Genomic DNA, 18,469 nt, shown 5'->3' on the forward strand with positions numbered 1-18,469 from the left:
CGGTACGGTAGGAACTCCCCCTGAGGGAGGTTCAAGCCGTGATGCCCGCCGATGACGAACCGCGGTCCGATGACCTCTGGAGCATCGGACAGCTCGCCGAACGCGCCGGCGTCACCGTCAAGACCGTCCGCTTCTACTCCGACCGCGGCCTGCTCCCCGAAGCCGCCCGCAGCGGAGGCGGCCACCGCCGCTACGGTCCCGACGCCCTCGACCGGCTCCGCCTCATCCGCTCCCTGCGCACGCTCGACCTCCCCGTCCCCGACGTGCGCCGCGTCCTGGACGAGGAGGGCCAGGACGACGTGCTGGAGGACGTCATCGCCGGGCAGCTGAAGGAGGTCGGCTCGCGGCTCGCCGCGCTGCGCTGGCGCGAGGCGGCGCTGCAGCTCCTCGCCGACCGCACGACGCCCCAGGAACGCGCCGAACGACTGCGGCTGGTGGGAGCCGTGTCCACCCCGCCCGGGACCGCCGCGCTCGCCCGGTTCTGGCGGTGCTGGCTGCCCGCGCGGCTGCCGTCCAGGGTGGTCGCGGCCGTCGTCGACCGGGCCGTCCCCATACCGCCCGACACCCCGGCCCCCGCCCAGGTCCTCGCCTTCGCCCGGCTCCAGGACTTCGTCACCTCGCCCTGCTTCGTCGCGGGGCCGCGCGCGGGAACGGACTACGGACAGCCCGAAGTGCACGCGTCCGGCAAGGGATACCGCCCCGCCGTGCTCTACGAAGGACTCCCCGAGGCGTTCGAACTGGCCGCGCCGGACGTACGCGCGGGCCGCGCCCCGCGCGAGGGCGAGGCCCTGGACTGCTTCGTCGCCGTCCACGCCGCCGCGCTCAACCGACGCGACACCCCGGACTTCCGCCGCACCCTGCACCGGATGCTGGCGGCCGAGCCCCGCATCGACCGCTACTGGCAGCTGGCGGCCGAAGTGGTGACCCCGCCCGCCGGGACCGCGCAGCCGACGCCGGGCAGCACCGACAACTGGCTGCGGGCGGCCCTGGGTGCGACCGCCCCGCAATGACCTCCCTGCGCGGCTTCCCTACGGCCGCGTCCACACCCCCACGTAGTCCACCAGCATCGAGTGCCCCGGCCGCGTCGCCGCCGTCGGTGTCGCGCGGCCCGCGACGCCGTCCGGGAAGCCGCCGCCCATCGCCACGTTCAGGAGGATGAAGTAGCCCTGGTGGGACGTCATGTCGTTCCACGTCTTCGTGGAGAAGCGGTCCTGGCTCAGGGTGTGGAACCGCTGCCCGTCGACGTACCAGCGCAACTGGTTGGGGGTCACCGAGCGGTCCCACTCGAAGCGGTACGTGTGGAACGCCGCCTGGCACGCCGCGCCGGGGCAGGCGCGGCTCGCGCCGAGGCCCTGGGTCTCGTTGCAGTCTCCGCCCGGGTTCACACCGCAGTGCAGCACGCCCCACACCGCGTTGATGCCGTTCACGTTCTCCATGACGTCGAACTCGCCGATGGACGGCCAGTTCTGGTAGTTGCCCCTGTAGGGGGAGCCGAGGGCCCAGAAGGCGGGCCAGTAGCCGAGCGCCGCGTCACCCGTGACGTCCGGCATCCGGATGCGGCCCTCGATGGCCAGGGTGCCGCCGGCCGGCGCCTTGAAGTTGCTGCGCCTCGTCTCGATCCGCGCCGACGTCCACTTGCCCGCCGCGTTCTTGCGGGGCGTGATCCGCAGGTTGCCCGACCCGTCGAGGCTCAGGTTGTCGCGTGAGTTCGTGTACTCCTGGATCTCGCCCGTGCCCCAGTCGGCGGGACCGCCGGGGTAGTTGTGGCCCAGGTCCACCTGCCAGTTCTTGGCGGAGGGGCCACTGCCCGCCGCGCCGTTGAAGTCGTCGCTCCACTTCAGCGACCAACCGGGCCGGGGCGGCGGCACGTCACCGCTCGCCGTGCCCGGCAGCAGCAGCGTGCCGAGCAGCCCGGCGGCCGCCAGCGCGGCCAGGACGGGGGTTCTGTGGGGCATCGTGCACCTCCGGGGGTGGATACCACTGTGTGAGAGCGCTCTCAGAACGCGCTGTTGGTTTTGTAGTTGTGGTCGGGCGGCGCGTCAATGGGTGTGCTGCGTCAACTTCCCGAACACATACGGTGGGTGCGTGGACTCCGCCGCGGCCGTGGACTTCTGGTTCGACCCCGTTCCACGGGCTGCGGGACGCGTCGGGCACGGCCGCGCCGCTCGCCGACGCGGTGCGAGCGGGCGGGGCGGTTCGGTTGTGAGGCGGCGTGCTGCTGAGTCCGGGGCGCCCGTCCAGAACCTCTGGCCTTGACGCCCACGTCAAGGATTACCGTCGGCACATGCGAATCGGCGAGCTCGCGGCGCGCGCGGGGACGACCACGCGGACGCTGCGCTACTACGAGTCCAGGGGGCTGCTCCCCGCGCGGCGGACCCACAACGGGTACCGCACGTACGACGAGGACGATGTCCGGCTCCTGGAGCAGATCAGGACCCTCCAGGACTTCGGGTTCGACCTGGAGGAGACCAGGCCGTTCGTGGAGTGCCTGCGCTCCGGGCATCCGGAGGGCGACTCCTGCCCGGCGTCACTCGCGGTCTACCGCCGCAAGCTCACCGAACTCGACGCACTGATAGCCGAGTTGAGCGCGGTGCGCGACCAGGTCGGCGCGCAGCTGGCGCGCGCCGAGGCGGCGATGGAGGGCGGCCCCGAGCCGCGGTGCGAACTCACGGGATGAGGGACGACGGATGAGGGGTGTGACGGCAGTGAAGGCAGCAGGCGTGGCCGAGGTGACGGACGCGGATTTCGAGGGGGAGGTGCTGCGGGAGACGGACCGCCCCGTGCTGGTCGAGTTCACGGCGGACTGGTGCGGGCCGTGCCGGCAACTGGCGCCGGTGCTCAGTGAGCTGGCGCGCGAGGAGGCGGACCGCCTGAAGATCGTGCAGCTGGACGTGGACCGCAGCCCGGAGACGGCGATCGCGTACAAGGTGCTCTCGGCGCCGACGATGATCGTGTTCCGTGGCGGCGAGCCGGTCCTGCAGATGGTGGGCGCGCGGGCCAAGCGGAAGCTGCTCACGGAGCTGGCCGACGTGATGTGAGGCGTCGACCTCCGGTCGGCCCCTAAAAGAAATCGCCCCGGACGAATTGACGTCCGGGGCGATTCTCGGCGTATATTGGATTCTTTCGCGACGCTCTGCGCAATTGAGCAGCACGGCATCACGAGAAGTTCAATAAGAGCACTGTAACTGGCGAGGGGCTGAATTGTCAACCGAGGAATTGCGTGAAGAGCAGCAATTCGTCTCCGGGCTGTACGCACGCCTGGACGCGCTGCGCGAGGAGGCCGAGTCCGCCGTGCAGGCGTCGTTGTCGCAGGTCGGCAACGGCCTCCAGGCCCGCCTCGAGCGGGACGTGCTGGTCGCGGAGCGCTCCGGGCTGCTCGCCGCCTTCGACGCGGGGGAGAACGGTCTGTGCTTCGGGAGGCTCGAATTCCGCGACGGCCGTGATCACCACATCGGACGCATCGGAATCCGCGCGTCCGACACCGAACGCACCCCGCTCGTGATCGATTGGCGTGCCGATGTCGCGCGCCCCTTCTATCTCGCGACGGGCCACACCCCGATGGGCCTGCGCAGGCGCCGGCACATCACCACCGAGGGCCGTGAGGTCACCGCCCTGCACGACGAGCTCCTCGACCTGAGTGACACGACCCGCACCGGCCACGAGGGCGCCGACGCCGACGAGGTGCTGCTCGCCGCCCTCGACTCGGCCCGCACGGGCCGCATGCACGACATCGTGCAGACCATCCAGGCCGAGCAGGACCGCATCATCCGCGCCCCGCACCGCGGCGTCCTCGTCGTCGAGGGAGGCCCCGGCACCGGCAAGACCGTCGTGGCGCTGCACCGGGCCGCGTTCCTGCTCTACGCCCACCGCGAGCTGCTCGCCAAGCGCGCGGTCCTGATCGTCGGCCCCAACCCGGCGTTCCTCGGCTACATCGGCGAGGTCCTGCCCGCACTCGGCGAGACCGGCGTACTGCTCTCGACGGTCGGTGAGCTCTTCCCCGGCGTGACCGCGACCGGCACCGACACCCCCGAGGCCGCAGAGGTCAAGGGCCGCGCGGAGATGGCGGACGTGCTCGCCGCGGCCGTGCGCGACCGGCAGCGCACCCCCGAGCCGGGCGAGCCGATCGTCATCGAGCACGACGACGGCGACCTGATCCTGGACTGGACGATCGCCGACCAGGCCCGCGAGGCGGCCCGCGCCGCCGACGTGCCGCACAACCTCGGCCGCCCGCACTTCGCCTTCCGCGTCATCGACGAACTGACCGCGCAACTCGCCGAGCGCATCGGCCACGACCCGTACGGCGGCCCGAACTTCCTCGGCCCCGACGACATCGCCCAGCTCGGCAAGGGCGTCGCGGCCAGCACCGAGGTGCACGCCGCCATCGAGGAGCTGTGGCCGACGCTCACCCCGCAGCGCTTCCTCGCCGAGTTCCTGGAGGACCCGACGGGGCTCTCCGAGCGGGACGCGGATGCCGTCCGCAGGCCGTACGGCGCGCCCTGGACCGCCGCCGACGTCCTGCTCCTCGACGAGGCCGCCGAACTGCTCGGCCACGACGACAGCGCCGTACGCGCCGCGGCCGAGGCGGAGCGGGCGAAGCAGATCGCCTACGCGCAGGGCGTCCTCGACGTGTCACGGGCCTCACGGACGTACGAGTTCGAGGACAAGGACGAGGACGACGCCGAGGTCCTGCTCGCGCACAACATCATCGACGCCGAGCGCATGGCCGAACGTCAGGAGGAGGCCGACCACCGCAGCGCCGCCGAGCGCGCGGCCGCCGACCGCACCTGGGCGTTCGGGCACATCATCGTCGACGAGGCACAGGAGCTCTCCGCGATGGCGTGGCGGCTGCTCATGCGGCGCTGCCCGACACGCTCCATGACGCTCGTCGGCGACCCGGCGCAGACCGCGGAGGCGGGCGGCTGCGGCTCGTGGGACAGCATCCTCGCCCCCTACGTCGAGGACCGCTGGGAGTACACCCGGCTCGGCGTGAACTACCGCACGCCCGTGGAGATCATGGACGTGGCGGCGGAGGTGCCGCGCATGGAGCGGCCCGACTTCATGCCGCCGAGTTCGGTGCGGTCCACGGGTGTACGCCCCTGGGCGCGCCGCACCGACGACCTCGCGGCCTCCGTGGCCGACGCGGTCGCCGCCGAGGCCGGGGACGAGGGGCGCCTCGCGGTGATCGCACCCCGCGAGCTCCACGCGGAGCTCGCCGCAGAGCTGCCCGGGGTGACGGCCGGGCAGGTCCCGGACCTGACGCGGCCGGTCGTCCTGATCGACCCGCGTCAGGCGAAGGGCCTGGAGTTCGACACGGTCCTGGTCGTGGAGCCCGCGCGGTACGGGACGAGTGACCTGTACGTGGCCCTGACCCGGGCCACGCAGCGCCTCGGCGTCCTGTACGGGGACGAGCTGCCCGTCGCGCTCAAACAGGTCGAAGCCACACCGTAGCCAGCGGCGGCAGGGTCAGGTGCAGGGACACGGGGCGGCCATGGGACGGGGCCGGCGCCGGCTTCAGCGGGTCGGGGTTGATGACGTCCCCGCCGCCGAAGCGGGCCTCGTCCGTGTTCAGCACCTCCTGCCACGCGGCGAAGTCGTCCGGCACGCCCAGGCGGTAGCCGTGCCGGACGACCGGTGAGAAGTTCGAGACGGCGAGCAGCGGCCGGTGGTCGGAGGCCGCCGTGCCGTCCTCGGCGGGATGGCGGAGGAAGGCGAAGACGTTGTCCTCGGCCGCGTCGCCCTCCACCCAGGCGAAGCCGCCCGGGTCCGTGTCGCGCTGCCACAGGGCGCCCTCGCGCCGGTAGACCGTGTTCAGCTCGCGCACCAGGTCCCGCATGCCCCGGTGGTCGGGCTCCGCGCCGTACGCCGGGTCGAGCAGCCACCAGTCCGGGCCATGGCTCTCCGACCACTCGGCGCCCTGCGCGAACTCCTGCCCCATGAAGAGGAGTTGTTTGCCGGGGTGCGCCCACATGAAGCCGAGGTACGCGCGCTGCGTGGCGCGCTGCTGCCACCAGTCGCCCGGCATCTTCGACACCAGCGACCGCTTGCCGTGCACGACCTCGTCGTGCGAGATCGGCAGGACGTAGTTCTCGCTGTACGCGTACACCATCGAGAACGTCATCTCGTTGTGGTGATACTTGCGGTGCACCGGCTCCTTGGAGACGTAACCGAGGGAGTCGTGCATCCAGCCCATGTTCCACTTCAGCCCGAAGCCGAGGCCGCCGAAGCCGCCGGGGCCCTGGTGGTGGGTGGCCCGGGTGACGCCGTCCCAGGCCGTGGACTCCTCGGCGATGGTGACGACGCCGGGGGAGCGGCGGTAGACGGTGGCGTTCATCTCCTGGAGGAAGGCGACGGCGTCGAGGTTCTCGCGCCCGCCGTGCGCGTTCGGCGTCCACTGGCCGTCCTCGCGCGAGTAGTCGAGGTACAGCATGGAGGCCACGGCGTCGACGCGCAGACCGTCGATGTGGAACTCCTCGCACCAGTAACTCGCGTTGGCGACGAGGAAGTTGCGCACCTCCTTGCGGCCGTAGTCGAATTCGAGGGTTCCCCAGTCGGGGTGCGCGGACCGCGCCGGGTCCTCGTGCTCGTACAGCGGGCGGCCGTCGAACTCGGCGAGGGCCCAGTCGTCGCGCGGGAAGTGCGCGGGCACCCAGTCCATCAGGACGCCGATGCCCGCCCGGTGCAGCGCGTCGACGAGGAACTTGAAGTCGTCGGGCGTGCCGAGCCGCGCGGTCGGTGCGTAGAAACCGGTGACCTGATAGCCCCAGGACCCACCGAAGGGGTGCTCGGCGACGGGCATCAGCTCGACGTGAGTGAACCCGAGGTCCGCGACGTACGCGGGCAACTGCTCCGCGAGCTGGCGGTACGTCAGGCCCGGCCGCCAGGAGGCCAAATGGACCTCATACACGGAGAAGGGGGCCTGATGGGCGGGGATCTCCGCCCGCCTGGCCAGCCACTCGCGGTCGTGCCACTCGTGGCGCGACTCGTGCACCACCGACGAGTTCGCGGGCGGCGCCTCCGTGCGGCGCGCCAACGGATCGGCGCGCTGCGTCATGGAGCCGTCGGGCCGGGTGATCTCGAACTTGTACAACTCGCCCTCGCCGACGGACGGCACGAACAGCTCCCACACGCCGCTGCCGCCCAGCGAACGCATCGGGAACCCGACGCCGTCCCAGAAGTTGAAGCCCCCGACGACCCGCACCCCGCGCGCGTTGGGCGCCCACACCGTGAACCGCGTCCCGGTCGCGCCCTGATGCGTCATGAGCCGCGCGCCGAGCGCCTCCCACAGCCGCTCGTGCCGCCCCTCCCCGATCAGATGCAGGTCGAACTCGCCGAGCGAGGGCAGGAAGGAGTACGCGTCGTGGATCTCGAGATCCGTGTCCTCGTACGTGACGTGGAGCCGGTAGTCCTCGGGCGCGGTCCGCAGCGGGAGGACCGCGGAGAAGAAGCCGTCGCCGTCGTCCCGCAGCTCGGCGCGGAGCCCGTCGGCGACGACGGCGACCCCCTTCGCGTACGGGCGCAGCGCCCGGAAGGCGGTGCCGCCCGGCACGGCGTGCGCGCCGAGGACGCCGTGCGGGTCGTGGTGGGTGCCGCTCAGGAGCCGGACGCGGTCGTCCTCGGGGACGGGGGATTCGGTGACGGTGGGTGCGCCGGGTCCGGCGGGTACGACGGGTTCGGTGACCGGGGGTTTCGCCGGAGGCTTCTTCGCGCTCCTGGCGGTCTTCGCGGTCTTTGCGGGCTTCGCGGGCTTGGCGGGTTTGGCCGCCTTCGGGGTCTTCCCGGTCGTCGCACGCTTCGGGGCCGGAGTGGCCGGAGTGGCCGGTGGGATGGGGGCGGCGGCTTCGTCGGACGGTTTGCGGGGGCGCGGGGACACGGGAGAGGCCTCCTCCGGAGGAGTGGTCAGTGGGTGTCGTCGGCGGGGCCGTCCTCGGCCAGGCGGCGGACCGCGGCCAGCGGGACCGGCAGCCAGTCGGGGCGGTGGCGGGCCTCGTACAGGACTTCGTAGACCGCCTTGTCGGTCTCGTGGGCGCGCAGCAGCACGGGGTCCGTGCGCGGGTCGCGGCCCGCCACCTCCGCGTACCCCGAGCAGTACGCGGCCCGGCACTCATCGGCCCACTCGGGCGACCAGGTGCCGTGGGACGCGGCGTAGTCGAAGGAGCGCAGCATGCCCGCCACGTCGCGGGCGGTCGGCTGGGGCAGGCGGCGCTCGGCGAGCGGCCGTGCGGGTTCGCCCTCGAAGTCTATGAGCGACCACTCGCCGTCCGGGGAGCGCAGGCACTGCCCGAGGTGGAGGTCGCCGTGGACGCGCTGGGCCGTCCACGCCTGTCCCTCGCCGCCGAGGTCGGCGAGTGCCTCGAAGGCGGTGAGCAGCCCGGGAGCGTAGGGCCGCAGTGCGGGGACCGCCTGTGCCGCCGCGGTGAGGCGCTCCGCCATGGCGTCGGCGACCGTCTCGACCTGGGCCCGGCCCAGCGTGACGGTCGGCAGCGCGGCGGCGAGCGCCGCGTGGACCTCCGCGGTGGCGCGGCCGAGCGCCCGTGCCTCACCGGTGAAGGACTCGCCCTTGTCGCGCATCCGCAGGGCGAGCTCCCAGCCGTCCTCGGCCCCGGCGAGATACGGCTGGAGCACCCCGAGGCCGCAGCTCTCCTCCGGCGCGGACGCCCCTGCGTCCAGGTCGGCGAGGAACCACGCGGTGGGCGCGGGCACCCGTGCGCAGCCCTCCGCGGCGAGCCGCAGCGGCAGTTCGAGATCGGGGTTGAGACCGGGCACGACGCGGCGGAACAGCTTCAGGATGAACGTGTCGCCGTACACGAGCGAGGAGTTGGACTGTTCGGAGGTGAGCAGGCGCGGGGTGAGGCCCGAGGGGATCTCCACGCCCATGTCGCGCTCGAAGCGGAGGACTCCGTGGCGTCCAGGTATGCGCAGCCGTTCCAGGAGGAGCCCGGTGAGCCGCGGGTCGTGCAGCGCGTCGTACACGGTGTGGCCGGTGAGCGGGCCCTCGGTGACGTGCCCGATCATCGCGGGGGCGAGGTGGGGCGGGAGTGTGCGGCGCACGCCGAGCAGCAACTGGTAGCAGTCGGTCGGGCGTTCGGGGTGGGACCCGTCGAGTCCCGCGTCCTGCGGGGGCACCATCGGCTGGCGTACCCGCAGGAGGAGGTGGAGCAGGCCGGAGGGTGAGCTGCGTGGCAGGAGCTCGGTCACCGACACCGCTTCCAGGGCGGTGACGGGACGGCCCTTCCCGGCGAACCACCGCTGCCGGGGCAGCCATGCGCGCAGCAGCGGGTCGAGCGGGGCGAGCAGCGCCGAGGCGTGCACACCGGGGCGTATGGCGGCTTCCGACATGGCGTCGCGTCCTTTCCGCGTCGCGGACGAGGCAGGGTGCGGGAGTGCCGGTGGTGCGGATGGGGGTGCCGGTCGTTGCGTAGGAGTGCCCAGGGCGGGGCGGTGGAAACCGCCCCGCGAGGCGTCGCGCTGCCGGAGCCTACGCCGGTTCCTTGCGCAACCGGAACCAGTAGAACCCGTGTCCCGCGAGGGTCAGGAGGTACGGGAGCTCACCGATGGCCGGAAAGCGCACCCCGCCGATGAGCTCGACGGGATGGCGTCCCGCGAAGGCCTGGAGATCCAGTTCGGTGGGTTGCGCGAAGCGCGAGAAGTTGTGCACGCACAGCACCAGGTCGTCGCCCTCGTCCTCCTCGGTCTCGCTCGACGGCGCCTCCCGCAGGAAGGCGAGCACCGCCGGGTTCGACGACGGGAGTTCGGTGTACGAGCCGAGTCCGAACGCCGGGTTCTGCTTGCGGATCTCGATCATGCGGCGTGTCCAGTGGAGCAGGGAGGACGGTGAGGACATGGACGCTTCGACGTTGGTGACCTGGTAGCCGTAGACGGGGTCCATGATCGTGGGCAGGTAGAGCCGCCCGGGATCGGAGGACGAGAAGCCCGCGTTGCGGTCGGGGGTCCACTGCATGGGGGTGCGGACGGCGTCGCGGTCGCCGAGCCAGATGTTGTCGCCCATGCCGATCTCGTCGCCGTAGTAGAGGATCGGCGAGCCGGGCAGGGAGAGCAGCAGGGCGGTGAAGAGTTCGATCTGGTTGCGGTCGTTGTCCAGGAGCGGTGCGAGGCGTCGGCGGATGCCGATGTTGGCGCGCATGCGCGGGTCCTTGGCGTACTCCGCGTACATGTAGTCGCGCTCTTCGTCGGTGACCATTTCCAGGGTCAGCTCGTCGTGGTTGCGCAGGAAGATGCCCCACTGGCAGCCGGAGGGAATGGCCGGGGTCTTGGCGAGGATTTCCGAGACGGGGTAGCGCGATTCACGGCGTACGGCCATGAAGATGCGGGGCATGACGGGGAAGTGGAACGCCATGTGGCATTCGTCCCCGCCTTTTTCGAAGTCACCGAAATAGTCGACGACGTCCTCGGGCCACTGATTGGCCTCGGCAAGGAGAACGGTGTCCGGATAGTGTGCGTCGATCTCGGCGCGGACGCGTTGCAGGAAGGCGTGGGAGCGGGGGAGGTTCTCGCAGTTGGTGCCTTCCTCGGCGAAGAGGTAGGGGACGGCGTCGAGGCGGAAGCCGTCGATGCCGAGGTCGAGCCAGAAGCGCAGGGCGGAGATGATCTCTTCCTGGACCGCGGGGTTCTCGTAGTTGAGGTCGGGTTGGTGGGAGAAGAAGCGGTGCCAGAAGTACTGCTTGCGGACGGGGTCGAAGGTCCAGTTGGAGGCTTCGGTGTCGACGAAGATGATGCGGGCGTCCTGGTACTGCTTGTCGTCGTCGGCCCAGACGTAGTAGTCGCCGTAGGGGCCTTCGGGGTCGGTGCGCGAGGCCTGGAACCACGGGTGCTGGTCGCTGGTGTGGTTCATGACGAAGTCGATGATGACGCGCATGCCGCGCTGGTGGGCGGAGTCGACGAATTCCACGAAGTCGGCGAGGTCGCCGAATTCGGGGAGGACGGCGGTGTAGTCGGAGACGTCGTAGCCGCCGTCGCGCAGGGGGGATTTGAAGAAGGGTGGCAGCCAGAGGCAGTCGACGCCGAGCCATTGGAGGTAGTCGAGTTTGGCGGTGATGCCTTTGAGGTCGCCGATGCCGTCGCCGTTGCTGTCCTGGAAGGAGCGGACGAGGACTTCGTAGAAGACGGCGCGTTTGAACCATTCGGGGTCGCGGTCCTTGGCCGGTGTGTCCTCGAAGGTGTCCTGGACGGGCTCGTTGACGATCATGGTGTGGGTGACCCTCCGATCAACGGTGAGGACGGTCGCAGGACCGTGAAGAGGTGCGCGGGCGCGCGGCCGGGTTCCAGGCGCACGTAGTTGGCCCTGCCCCAGTGGTAGGTCTCGCCGGTGAGCTCGTCGCGCACCGGCACCGACTCGTGCCAGTCGAGGCCGAGTTGCGGCATGTCCAACGAGACCGTGGCCTCCTGGGTGTGGTGAGGGTCGAGGTTGGCGACCACCAGAACAATGTTCGAACCGTGCTCGTCGACGGCCTTCTTCGAGTACGCGATCACCGCCTCCTGATCGGTCTCGTGGAAGTGCAGGTCGCGGAGTTGCCGCAGGGCGGGACTCGCGCGACGGACGCGGTTGAGCACGGTGATCAACGGAGCGATCGTGGCACCCCGCCTCGCGGCCGACTCCCAGTCGCGGGGCCTCAGTTGGTACTTCTCCGAATCCAGATACTCCTCGCTTCCGGGCCGGAGCGCGGTGTTCTCGCACAACTCGAATCCGCTGTAGACGCCCCACGTCGGCGACAGTGTCGCGGCGAGCACGGCCCGTACCTCGAAGGCGGGGCGCCCGCCCTCTTGGAGGTAGCCGTGCAGGATGTCGGGGGTGTTCACGAAGAAGTTGGGACGCAGGAAGTGCGCTGTCTCCCGCGACAACTCGGTCAGGTAGTCGGTGAGTTCGTCCTTCCCGTTCCGCCAGGTGAAGTACGTGTAGGACTGCTGGAAGCCGATGGCCGCGAGGGTCTGCATCATCGCGGGCCGGGTGAACGCCTCGGCCAGGAAGATGACGTCCGGGTCGGTGCCGTTGATGTCCGCGAGCACCTGCTCCCAGAACACGACGGGCTTGGTGTGCGGATTGTCGACGCGGAAGATACGCACGCCGTGCCCCATCCAGAACCGCAGCAGGCGTACCGTCTCCGCGACGAGGCCCGGCAGGTCCTTGTCGAAGGCGAGCGGGTAGATGTCCTGGTACTTCTTCGGCGGGTTCTCGGCGTACGCGATGGTGCCGTCCGCCCTGCGGCGGAACCAGTCGGGGTGCTTCTCCACCCACGGGTGGTCGGGGGAGCACTGGAGCGCGAAGTCCAGCGCGACTTCGAGGCCGAGACCGTCGGCGCGGCGCACGAACGCGTCGAAGTCGTCGAGCGTTCCCAGGTCCGGGTGGACGGCGTCGTGACCGCCCTCCGGCGACCCGATCGCCCAGGGCACCCCCACATCGTCAGGTCCCACCGACAGGGAGTTGTTCGGCCCTTTGCGGAACGTCGTGCCGATGGGGTGGATCGGCGGCAGGTAGACGACGTCGAAGCCCATCTCGGCGATGGCGGGCAGCCGCGCGGCGGCCGTCCGGAACGTGCCCGACACCGGTGGCGCACCTTCCTCGACGACGGCGCCCTCCGAACGCGGGAAGAACTCGTACCAGGACCCGAAGAGGGCCCGGCGCCGCTCGACCAGGAGCGGCAATTCCTCCGACGACGTGACGAGTTCGCGCAGCGGACGGCGGTCGAGGACCGCCCGCACCTCCGGGGTGAGGGCGGCAGCAAGACGGGCCGCCGGGGAGCGGCCCGTGTCGCGCAGTGCGTCGGCGGCGTCGAGGACGGCGGCCCGGTCCCCGCCGGGTATGCCGTCGGCCGCCCGCTCGTGGAGCCGGGCACCCTCCTCGAGCACCAGGTCGGTGTCGATGCCCGCGGGTATCTTGATCTGCGCGTGATGGCGCCAGGTCGTGATCGGATCGCCCCACGCCTCCACGGCGAAGGTCCAGCGCCCTTCGGCATCCGGCGTCACGTCGGCGCCCCACCGGTCGGTGCCGGGTGCGAGCTCCCGCATGGGGGTCCATGGGCCGGGGCGTCCCTCGGGGTCGCGCAGGACGACGTTGGCGGCGACCGCCTCGTGTCCTTCGCGGAAGACGGTGGCGGTGACCTGAAACGTCTCTCCCGGCACCGCCTTCGCCGGTTTTCGTCCGCCGTGGACGGCGGGGCGCACGTCCAGGACGGGAATGGTGGGGTGTGTGGGTTGCGCGGGGTCCTTGGGGGGACTGGGGTGCGTGGGCGAGCCTGGCGGGGGTGAGCCTGGAGGCATGTCTGACCGCTCCTGTCCGCTGCACGGATACGGGGTCCGGAGAAAGTTCCGCGGTGCGTGCCGGCCGGTGGGCCGAGTGCGTACCGAATGAGCCTTCCCACACCCTTCGGGTGGGCAATCCGGCGCTTTGTTAACTACTAGTGCGTAAGGGCGCATGCAAGACCGGCCTCGCCATGAATGGCAAGAGCGGACCCAATTCGCATATGCCGTATGGCTTGTTGAACCGTTTGCATAGGCCCTGCGGTACGAGAGCGCGCGGCGCGACGCGGCGGTACGCGGCCCGCCGCCGGACGAGGCGAAGGTCCGAAAACCGCCGGTGTACGACGCGTCCGCGCATTCGGATGGGGCATGACCACTCATTCGGACACGACGACCATGACGGATTCCCTACGGGTGCTGCCCGGCATGCACGCGACGGAGGGCAGGTATCCGGCGGCGATAGCGGAGGCGTGCCGGGGGAGCGTCCGGTAAGGTCGCGGTCTTCGGCAGGCGGCAGCCGCCGGAGTACCCGAAGGCAGACGTCATGACGAACGTCGACCCCCGCCCCCCGGCGCGACTGCGGCTCGACGCCGCCCTGGAGCGCCTCGCCGTCACCCTCCGCGGGGAGACCGCCCACCCGGACGAGGTCCAGTGCGTCTGCCACTGGGGACCCGACGAGGACGTCGAGCTGCTGCGGGTGCCGGACGTGGAACTCGACCCCGAACTGCTCGCCCGCACCTGGCAGGTCTGCGACTGGACCGACAAGCCCGCCATGACGCGTCGCATCCTGCCCCAGCTCGCCGTGCATCTCGTATACGGCCTGGTCGTACCGCCCCTGTACGGAATGGCCGAGGTAGGACACTTCCTGGCGAACGGCGCGTGGCAGGAGTGGCCCGCCGAGCAGGCCGCGTCCGTGGAGGAGTTCCTGCGCGCCTGGTGGGCGTGGACCCTCACACAGCCGGACCCGCCCGAGCCCGCGCACGAGATCTTCGCGCTGTGCACCGAGGCGTCCGGCACGCCCGACCCGTGGCTCGGCATATGGCAGCGGTCCACGGGCCCCGTCCCCGACCGCCACCTGGCCCTCGCGGTCACCGAGTGGGAGTACGAACTGCTCGGCGACAACAGCCCCTGGTCGGAGCGGGAGGAGGACGAGCGGAAGCGGGTACGGCTCTCCGCCTGGCTCGTCCGCCACGCACCGCCCCGCCTGCGCGCCCATGGGGCCTCCGAGGACCTCCTGCACCGCGTACGGATCCTCGGCCTGGAGCTCCACTCCCGGTGGGACGATCCGCACTGGCCGGGGCACCGGTACGCCTGACCGCAGGCGCCCCGGGGACCCGGAACGTCGCGGGCGCTGCCCGGCGCGCGGGGCCGGGGGAGGTGACGCGGCCGGGGCCCGTGCCGGGAGCCCCGCCCGTCCCGCGCCGCCCGCCGCCCGCGCGCCCGTCCGCGCGCCGTGGTTCCTGAGGGCCGGTCACCGCTACCGTCGACGCGTAGGTCGATCTGTACGCATTCCCCGTAGAGGTGGAGTCGCTGTGAAGGCCATCCGTCGATTCACCGTACGTCCCGTCCTTCCCGAGCCCCTCGGCCGGCTCTCCGAGCTGGCCCGCAACCTGCGCTGGTCCTGGCATCCGCGCACCCGTGACCTGTTCAAGTCCGTCGACCCGAGGCAGTGGGAGGCGTCCGGCTGCGACCCCGTGCGGCTCCTCGGCCAGGTGCCGCCCGCCCGGCTCGACGAGCTCGCCCGCGACGAGGACTTCCTGCGGCGGCTCGGCGAGGCGGCCGACGACCTCCGCGCCTATGTGGAAGGGGAGCGCTGGTACCAGGAGCAGGGCGGCGGTGAAGGGCCGCTGCCGCGCGCCGTCGCCTACTTCTCGCCCGAGTTCGGCATCACGGCCGCCCTTCCGCAGTACTCCGGCGGCCTCGGCATCCTCGCCGGTGACCACCTGAAGGCAGCGAGCGACCTCGGCGTGCCGCTCATCGGCGTCGGGCTCCTCTACCGGCACGGCTACTTCCGCCAGTCACTGTCCCACGACGCCTGGCAGCAGGAGCACTACCCCGTCCTCGACCCCAACGAGCTCCCCCTGGTCCTGCTGCGCGAGGCCGACGGCACCCCCGCCATCGTGGCGCTCGCGCTGCCCGGCGGCCGGTCGCTGCGCGCCCACGTCTGGCAGGCGCAGGTCGGCCGCGTCCCGCTGCTGCTGCTCGACTCCGACGTCGAGGAGAACGACCCCGGCGAGCGCGACGTCACCGACCGGCTCTACGGCGGCGGCAGCGAGCACCGGCTGCTCCAGGAGATGCTCCTCGGCATCGGCGGGGTGCGGGCCGTGCGGGCGTACTGCCGTTTGACCGGGCACCCCGAACCCGAGGTCTTCCACACCAACGAAGGCCACGCCGGATTCCTCGGCCTCGAACGCATCCACGAACTCGCCCAGCACGGTGTCGGCTTCGACGCCGCGCTCGAGAGCGTGCGCGCCGGGACCGTCTTCACCACGCACACGCCCGTGCCCGCCGGCATCGACCGCTTCGACCGCGAGCTGGTCGCCCATCACTTCGGGCCCGGCGCCGAGCTGCCCCGCATCGACGCGGGGGACGTCCTGCGGCTCGGCATGGAGACGTACCCGGGAGGCGAGCCCAACCTCTTCAACATGGCGGTGATGGGCCTGCGGCTCGGCAGCCGCGCCAACGGCGTCAGCACCCTGCACGGCTCGGTGAGCCGTGAGATGTTCGCGGGCCTGTGGCCGGGCTTCGACGCGCAGGAGGTGCCGATCGCCTCCATCACCAACGGCGTGCACGCCCCGACCTGGGTGGCCCCCGAGGTCTTCCGGCTCGGCGCGCGCCAGATCGGCGAACGGCGCACCGAGGACGCGCTGTCCGTCGGCGGTTCCGACCGGTGGGACGCGGTGGCCGACATCCAGGACGCCGACATCTGGGAGCTCCGCCGCACCCTGCGCGAGCAGCTGGTGGAGGAGGTCAGGCGGCGCCTGTACGACTCGTGGCGCCAGCGCGGCGCCGCCACGGCCGAACTCGGCTGGATCGACGGCGTCCTCGACCCGGGCGTCCTCACCGTCGGCTTCGCCCGGCGCGTCCCCTCCTACAAACGCCTCACGCTGATGCTGCGCGACCGCGACCGGCTGATGGAGCTGCTCCGCCACCCGGAGCGGCCCGTGCAGATCGTCGTCGCGGGCAAGGCGCACCCGGCGGACGACGGCGGCAAGCGGCTCATCCAGGAGCTGGTCAGGTTCACCGACGACCCGCGGGTGCGCCGCCACATCGTGTTCCTGCCGGATTACGGCATGGCGATGGCGCAGAAGCTCTATCCGGGCTGCGACGTGTGGCTGAACAATCCGCTCCGGCCGCTGGAGGCGTGCGGGACGTCCGGGATGAAGGCGGCCCTGAACGGCTGCCTCAACCTCTCCGTCCTCGACGGCTGGTGGGACGAATGGTTCGAGCCGGACTTCGGCTGGGCCATCCCGACCGCGGACGGCGCCGCCACGGACGACGACCGCCGCGACGACCTGGAGGCCGCCGCGCTCTACGACCTGCTGGAGCGCCGCATCGCGCCCCGCTTCTACGAACAGGGCCCCGGCGGCCTGCCCGACCGCTGGATCGAGATGGTCCGCAGGACCCTGACCCGGCTCGGCCCGAAGGTCCTCGCGGGCCGCATGGTGCGCGAGTACGTGGAGCAGCTGTACGCGCCCGCCGCGCGGGCCCACCGCGCGCTGGACGCCACCGCCGCGGGCGAGCTCGCCGCCTGGAAGGCACGGGTGCGGGCGGCCTGGCCGCGGGTCGCCGTCGACCACGTCGAGGCGTCGGCGAGCGACGCCACGGCGGAACTGGGCACGACGCTCTCCCTGCGGGTGCGGGTCCACCTCGGCGACCTGACGCCGGATGACGTGGAGGTGCAGGTCGTCGCGGGCCGCGTCGACCCGGAGGACCACCTCGCCGATCCGTCCCCGATGCCGCTGAAGCCGGTCAGCGGGCCGGACGTGGAGGGGCGGCGGGTGTACGAGGGCCCGCTCGCCCTGGACCGCACGGGCCCGTTCGGCTACACGGTGCGCATTCTGCCCGCGCACCGGCTGCTGGCGGGCGGGGCCGCGGAACTGGGGCTCGTGGCGGTCCCCTCGGAGGCGACGGGGGAGGAGGCGGGGGTGTTGATGCGGTGAGAGGCTCCTGTGGAGTGGGGGGAGATCTCCGGCGGTAGGGGCCGAGAACGTGCTGTGGTGAAACCGTTGGGCGCTGAGGTGCGTCACGTCTCCCAGGAAGCACGCGCACCACCGACAGCCGACAGCCGACAGCCGACAGCTCGCCTGCGGTGCGCGTCTTCTACCAGCACGGGGGAATCAGCAGTGGCGCACCGTCCAGCCGATCGGCATGTACTCCCTGGACAAGGCGGGATGATGCGAGAATGACCGGCTTCGACATCACTGGGACGTCTGCCCCCTGGGTCCTCTTCGTGCCCCCGGGCGCACCTGAAACGGAGGGGCAGCCGGCCGCGCTGGAGGCGAAGGGCGGCCACGTCCACCACTTCGCCGCGGCGGACCTGATGACCGAGCAGGGCATCGCGTGCGTCATTCACGACGCGGATGCCCTGGTGGAAACGGAACACTTCCCCCTGTCCGTCTCCGTGCTCTGCCAAGGGGCGGACCGTGCGAACTCGGCGGTGGATCTGGACGGATTCCCTCCGGACAGGCCTGCTGTCGCCGAGCATGTCGTCTTCGAGTGCGGCGAGTTCGATCGGGAGGCGCAGGAGAAGGTCGCCCCCGGCGAATGGCACTGAGTCCCGGGCACGCGAGCGTGTCCGCATGTCTGCGCGACCCCGACGAAATGGCGGCCAAGACGGCCGTGGTCGCCCTCGTGGACAAGACGGCGTATGAAGTGGCCGGCCCCGAGGAGTTCCGGCGGTGGGCGGACGGAGTGCTGCCCGAGACCGAACGGCTCAAGACGGCGGCGTTCCGCGAGTTCATCCGCCGCCGCGTCGACGACTGGCTGCTCTGTCTGACCGTCAAGGACGGCCACGTACCGACACCGGACGAGCTGGCGGAGGTCACCGACTGGATGCAGCGCCACCTCGCAGAGTTTTCGACGTCGCGGGCCGTGCTCGCCGTGGTCGCCGGGTCGGCCCGTACCAAGAAGACGCGGAACATCGCGAAGAACCGGGCCAACAGCCGCGAGCTCAGGGCGGAGTGAACGGAAAAGCGGCACCCGGGAGGAGGAAGGG

General features: G+C 71.4%; 14 protein-coding genes. 9 read left to right on the forward strand and 5 right to left on the reverse strand.

The features are described from left to right. The first annotated feature begins 41 nt into the window (after window positions 1-41). Window positions 42-1,010, forward strand: coding sequence for a MerR family transcriptional regulator (locus DEJ47_RS26790; protein WP_150172407.1), 969 nt, complete (start codon window positions 42-44; stop codon window positions 1,008-1,010). An 18-nt stretch (window positions 1,011-1,028) separates the two neighbouring features. Here DEJ47_RS26790 and DEJ47_RS26795 read toward each other — a convergent pair whose 3' ends face one another. Further along, window positions 1,029-1,955 (reverse strand): glycoside hydrolase family 16 protein, encoded by a 927-nt coding sequence (locus DEJ47_RS26795; RefSeq protein WP_150172409.1) that lies wholly within the window; start codon window positions 1,953-1,955, stop codon window positions 1,029-1,031. 329 nt (window positions 1,956-2,284) lie between these two features. On the opposite strand from DEJ47_RS26795, the gene DEJ47_RS26800 reads away from it, so the two are divergent. The 3 genes from DEJ47_RS26800 (at window position 2,285) to DEJ47_RS26810 (ending at window position 5,448) form a co-directional block, all read left to right on the forward strand. Beyond that, window positions 2,285-2,677 carry a MerR family transcriptional regulator gene (locus tag DEJ47_RS26800; protein WP_150172411.1) on the forward strand — a complete coding sequence of 131 codons (393 nt, stop codon included), beginning with the start codon at window positions 2,285-2,287 and terminating at the stop codon, window positions 2,675-2,677. 19 nt (window positions 2,678-2,696) lie between these two features. After that, entirely contained in the window at window positions 2,697-3,038 is a 342-nt protein-coding gene (locus tag DEJ47_RS26805) for a thioredoxin family protein (RefSeq protein ID WP_398334669.1), read from the forward strand. A 163-nt stretch (window positions 3,039-3,201) separates the two neighbouring features. Continuing rightward, window positions 3,202-5,448 carry a HelD family protein gene (locus DEJ47_RS26810; protein WP_150172415.1) on the forward strand — a complete coding sequence of 749 codons (2,247 nt, stop codon included), beginning with the start codon at window positions 3,202-3,204 and terminating at the stop codon, window positions 5,446-5,448. Here DEJ47_RS26810 and glgB read toward each other — a convergent pair. The 4 genes from glgB to DEJ47_RS26830 form a co-directional block, all read right to left on the reverse strand. After that, window positions 5,423-7,825 (reverse strand): 1,4-alpha-glucan branching enzyme, encoded by a 2,403-nt coding sequence (gene glgB, locus DEJ47_RS26815; RefSeq protein ID WP_150175885.1) that lies wholly within the window; start codon window positions 7,823-7,825, stop codon window positions 5,423-5,425. The two genes, DEJ47_RS26810 and glgB, sit on opposite strands and share 26 nt — an antisense overlap. Window positions 7,826-7,896: 71 nt before the next feature. Continuing rightward, window positions 7,897-9,336, reverse strand: coding sequence for a maltokinase N-terminal cap-like domain-containing protein (locus DEJ47_RS26820; protein WP_150172417.1), 1,440 nt, complete (start codon window positions 9,334-9,336; stop codon window positions 7,897-7,899). A gap of 139 nt (window positions 9,337-9,475) precedes the next feature. Then, the gene (treS, locus tag DEJ47_RS26825) at window positions 9,476-11,203 is read right to left on the reverse strand and encodes a maltose alpha-D-glucosyltransferase (RefSeq protein ID WP_150172419.1); all 1,728 of its coding nucleotides are present in this window, start codon (window positions 11,201-11,203) and stop codon (window positions 9,476-9,478) included. Further along, the gene (locus DEJ47_RS26830) at window positions 11,200-13,272 is read right to left on the reverse strand and encodes an alpha-1,4-glucan--maltose-1-phosphate maltosyltransferase (protein WP_150172421.1); all 2,073 of its coding nucleotides are present in this window, start codon (window positions 13,270-13,272) and stop codon (window positions 11,200-11,202) included. The genes treS and DEJ47_RS26830 overlap by 4 nt, the downstream gene beginning before the upstream one ends. A 348-nt stretch (window positions 13,273-13,620) precedes the next feature. Here DEJ47_RS26830 and DEJ47_RS37435 point away from each other — a divergent pair, with 348 nt between their 5' ends. From DEJ47_RS37435 to DEJ47_RS26850, 5 genes are all read left to right on the forward strand, one after another. After that, entirely contained in the window at window positions 13,621-13,743 is a 123-nt protein-coding gene (locus DEJ47_RS37435; RefSeq protein WP_263398905.1) for a hypothetical protein, read from the forward strand. A gap of 52 nt (window positions 13,744-13,795) precedes the next feature. Beyond that, window positions 13,796-14,566, forward strand: a complete 771-nt coding sequence (locus tag DEJ47_RS26835) for a hypothetical protein (protein WP_150172423.1) — start codon at window positions 13,796-13,798, stop codon at window positions 14,564-14,566. Between the two features lie 217 nt (window positions 14,567-14,783). Further along, window positions 14,784-17,414, forward strand: coding sequence for an alpha-glucan family phosphorylase (gene glgP, locus DEJ47_RS26840; protein WP_150172425.1), 2,631 nt, complete (start codon window positions 14,784-14,786; stop codon window positions 17,412-17,414). Between the two features lie 242 nt (window positions 17,415-17,656). Next, window positions 17,657-18,028 carry a hypothetical protein gene (locus DEJ47_RS36585; RefSeq protein ID WP_190415581.1) on the forward strand — a complete coding sequence of 124 codons (372 nt, stop codon included), beginning with the start codon at window positions 17,657-17,659 and terminating at the stop codon, window positions 18,026-18,028. Beyond that, window positions 18,019-18,438, forward strand: coding sequence for a hypothetical protein (locus DEJ47_RS26850; RefSeq protein WP_150172427.1), 420 nt, complete (start codon window positions 18,019-18,021; stop codon window positions 18,436-18,438). Before DEJ47_RS36585 ends, DEJ47_RS26850 begins: the two co-directional genes overlap by 10 nt. The last annotated feature ends 31 nt before the right edge of the window (window positions 18,439-18,469 follow it).

Origin of the sequence: Streptomyces venezuelae, assembly GCF_008642355.1 — a bacterium.
Lineage (GTDB): Bacteria > Actinomycetota > Actinomycetes > Streptomycetales > Streptomycetaceae > Streptomyces > Streptomyces venezuelae_B.